Origin of the sequence: Mesorhizobium sp. M7A.F.Ca.US.005.03.2.1 (genome assembly GCF_003997795.1) — a bacterium.
GTDB classification, from domain to species: Bacteria; Pseudomonadota; Alphaproteobacteria; order Rhizobiales; family Rhizobiaceae; genus Mesorhizobium; species Mesorhizobium ciceri.
Genome location: NZ_RZRP01000758.1, coordinates 1 through 3,045, shown reverse-complemented (window position 1 = coordinate 3,045; position 3,045 = coordinate 1). Strand labels below are relative to the sequence as shown.

Genomic DNA, 3,045 nt, shown 5'->3' with positions numbered 1-3,045 from the left:
GCCATAGACCAGCTCGACATTGAACAGCACTTCCTGGTCGAAGGACGCCTTGGCGTTGAGCGTCAGATTGACGTCGAACTGCTTGTCGGAGAGCGGGTTGGCGTTGACGTTGACATTGATGGCGATGCCCGGCGCCTTGTCGCGGCCGCGCAGCGAATTCGGCGCGCCGGGGCTTTCGAAGGACAGGTCCTTCACATATTGCGCCAGAACGTTGAGCGACGGCTGCGCCGCATTGCCGTTTCCGTTGGCTGCGCCGACCGGCGCGTCATCTTTGCTGGCCATAAGCCTTGTCCTCTTGCCTGGGCAGCGTCGCTGACCGAATTGAAATCGGGCGTTCGCTACCATGGCGGGGATGACAAGACAAGGTTTGCCGCCTTGCTTCCCGGCTGCGGCATGGAGATGGGACGGCGCGTTAATCGTCCTTCAGGCGGCGCCACGGCGAGTTGTGATCCGGGCCGCGCTTCAGATCGTCCTCGCGCGAATAGTCGCCGTCTTCGAGGTCGATGACCCTGTCGCGCTGGCGGCCACGAAAACCGCCGGTCGAGAAATCGGTAGCGACGACAATGCGGCCCTTGAACCGGCTCCAGGCAAAGTCGCGCAACGGCGGCAGAAACAGCAGCAGGCCGATGATGTCGGTGATGAAGCCGGGGATGATCAGGAGGATCGCCGCAACCACGATCATGGCGCCGTGCGCAAGGTGGCGGCTGGGGTTCTGGCCGGCCGCCATCTCGGTGCGGATGCGGGCCATGACACCAAAACCCTGGTATCGGAGCAAAAGCACGCCGGCGATGCTCGAGGCCAGCACGAGGCCTACCGTCGCCAGCGCGCCGACCTCGCGGCCGACGATGACGAAACCGGCAATTTCCAGCAGCGGCAGTGCAAAGAGAAAGAAGGGAAGCAACGAAATGCGCAAGTCTTGCCAACCTTTTTCGATCGTTATGACCGTTTTGATTGTTTTGGCCGCCAACTGGCAATCGCCGCTGGCACCGAGGCTGTTAGATAGGTATGCCTGCCTTTGATTTGAATGATTGCGCCTTGCGTTCTATATGCTTTGAATGTTGAACGCTATGCGACCGCGGCCATTGGGCCTGACGGTCCGGCCACAGGGCAGGGATTGATTGGCGGAAGATATGGGATTCTTCGACTTCGGCACGATTTTCTTCCTGATTGCGGCGGTGGTCATCTTTTTCCAGCTGCGCAATGTGCTGGGCCGCCGCACCGGCAGCGAACGGCCGCCCTTCGATCCGTATTCGGCGGCTCGCACCGGCGACAAGGATGCCGCCCAGAAATCCGAAAACGTCGTCTCGCTGCCGCGCAAGCGTCCGCCAGGCGAGCCGGCTCCCGACGCCTATGCCGCGATCGACGCTTTCGCCAAGCCCGATACCGACCTCAACAAGGGCCTGCGCACGATCAAGGACAATGATCCGTCCTTCGAGCCGAAGGGTTTCGTCGACGGCGCCAAGATGGCTTACGAGATGATCGTCATGGCCTATGCCGACGGCGATCGCAAAACGCTGAAGAACCTGTTGTCGCGCGAGGTCTATGACGGTTTTGTCGCCGCTATCGGCGAGCGCGAGGCCAAGGCGGAAAAGATCCAGTCCTCCTTCGTCGGCATCGACAAGGCCGATATCGTCTCGGCCGAGATGAAGGGCGGCGAGGCGCATGTCACGCTGCGCATCATCAGCGAGCTGATTTCGGCGACCCGCGACAAGGCCGGTGCCGTCATCGACGGCGACCCGGAAACCGTGGCCGAGGTCAAGGATGTCTGGACCTTCGCCCGTGACACGCGCTCGCGCGATCCGAACTGGAAGCTCGTCGCCACCGAGGAAGAAGACTAGGAAATACGCGGCGAGGCTCCGGTGTCGCTATCGCCTCTTTTTGTCGAGAAAGCCTTCGGCGATCTGCCCGGCTGGAACGATGACGACCATTCGGCGGCCTTCGCCGCCTTTCGGCGCTCGGCCTTCCATGTCCTGACCAAACCCTATCGCAGCGGCGCGCTCGGCGTCGACTTCGACGCCTTTGCGGATGCCTACACCGAGGCCCGGACCGTTTCGCCGGCGAATCGGTCGCCGGTTTTGACCCGCGGGAACGCCCGCGCCTTCTTCGAGCACCATTTTGTGCCGGCGCTTATCCCTGCGGAAAATGGGCTCGTCACCGGTTTCTATGAACCGCAAGTCGAGGCGTCACCGGTGCGCACGGACCGGTTTTCGGTGCCGCTGCTGTCGCGCCCGGCCGATCTCGTCGATATCGATGACGCAAACCGGCCGCCGGGCCTGGACCCCTATCTCGCTTTCGCGCGCCAGACGCGGAACGGGCCGGTCGAATATCATGACCGTGGCGAGATCGAGCGCGGCGCGCTTGATGGCAAGGGCCTGGAAATCGCCTGGTTGGCCGACAAGGTCGATGCCTTCTTCATTCACGTGCAAGGTGCCGCACGCCTCGCCATGACCGACGGCCGGCTTGCCCGCGTCACCTATGCCGCCAAATCCGGCCAACGCTTCACCGGACCAGGCAAGGTCCTGAGCGAGATTGGCGAGATCCCGCTGGCGGAAGTGACGATGCAATCGATCCGCGCATGGTTCAAGGCGCATCCGGACCGCGTCGACGAGATCCTGTGGCAGAACCGCTCCTACATTTTCTTCCGCCCGGCCGATGTCGAGGACGTTGCCCTTGGTCCGATCGCCGCCGCCAAGGTGCCGCTGACGCCGGGCCGCTCGATCGCCGTCGACCGCCTGCTGCACACATTCGGCACGCCCTTTTACATCGACGCGCCGACGCTCGCCGCCTTCGACGCAAAACCATTCCGCCGCCTGATGATCGCGCAGGACACTGGCTCCGCCATCACCGGGCCGGCGCGGGGCGACCTGTTCGCCGGTTCGGGCGATGCCGCGGGCGAGATCGCCGGCGTGGTCCGCAATGCCGCGGATTTTTATGCGCTGGTGCCGCGCGCGCTCATTGCGGGTGCGGTCCGATGACCCGGCGCCCGGACAAGCTCAGCGAGGACGACCGGGTTCTGTGGAACCTGGTGGCGCGCACGGCCAAGCC

4 protein-coding genes and 1 pseudogene are annotated in these 3,045 nt (G+C 63.6%); 3 read left to right on the top strand and 2 right to left on the bottom strand.

Going from position 1 to position 3,045, the window contains the following annotated elements; all coding sequences use genetic code 11:
- Both EN991_RS29745 and EN991_RS29740 read right to left on the bottom strand, forming a co-directional pair.
- On the bottom strand, nucleotides 1-282 hold a 282-nt coding region (locus EN991_RS29745), incomplete at its 3' end, for a protein-export chaperone SecB (RefSeq protein ID WP_206519276.1).
- Nucleotides 283-412: 130 nt separating this feature from the next.
- Nucleotides 413-913: an FxsA family protein gene (locus EN991_RS29740; RefSeq protein ID WP_127370086.1), complete on the bottom strand. Its 501-nt coding sequence runs from the start codon at nucleotides 911-913 to the stop codon at nucleotides 413-415.
- Between the two features lie 217 nt (nucleotides 914-1,130).
- Between EN991_RS29740 and EN991_RS29735 the strand changes: the two genes are divergently transcribed.
- The 3 genes and pseudogenes from EN991_RS29735 to EN991_RS41820 all read left to right on the top strand — a co-directional run.
- A complete protein-coding gene (locus tag EN991_RS29735) occupies nucleotides 1,131-1,838 on the top strand; it encodes a Tim44/TimA family putative adaptor protein (protein ID WP_013528722.1) in 708 nt (235 codons plus the stop codon).
- A 21-nt stretch (nucleotides 1,839-1,859) separates the two neighbouring features.
- A complete protein-coding gene (locus tag EN991_RS29730) occupies nucleotides 1,860-2,975 on the top strand; it encodes a murein transglycosylase A (protein WP_127370085.1) in 1,116 nt (371 codons plus the stop codon).
- A pseudogene (locus EN991_RS41820) lies at nucleotides 2,972-3,045 on the top strand (DNA mismatch repair protein MutS); the annotation flags it as partial. The gene EN991_RS29730 and the pseudogene EN991_RS41820, both read left to right, overlap by 4 nt.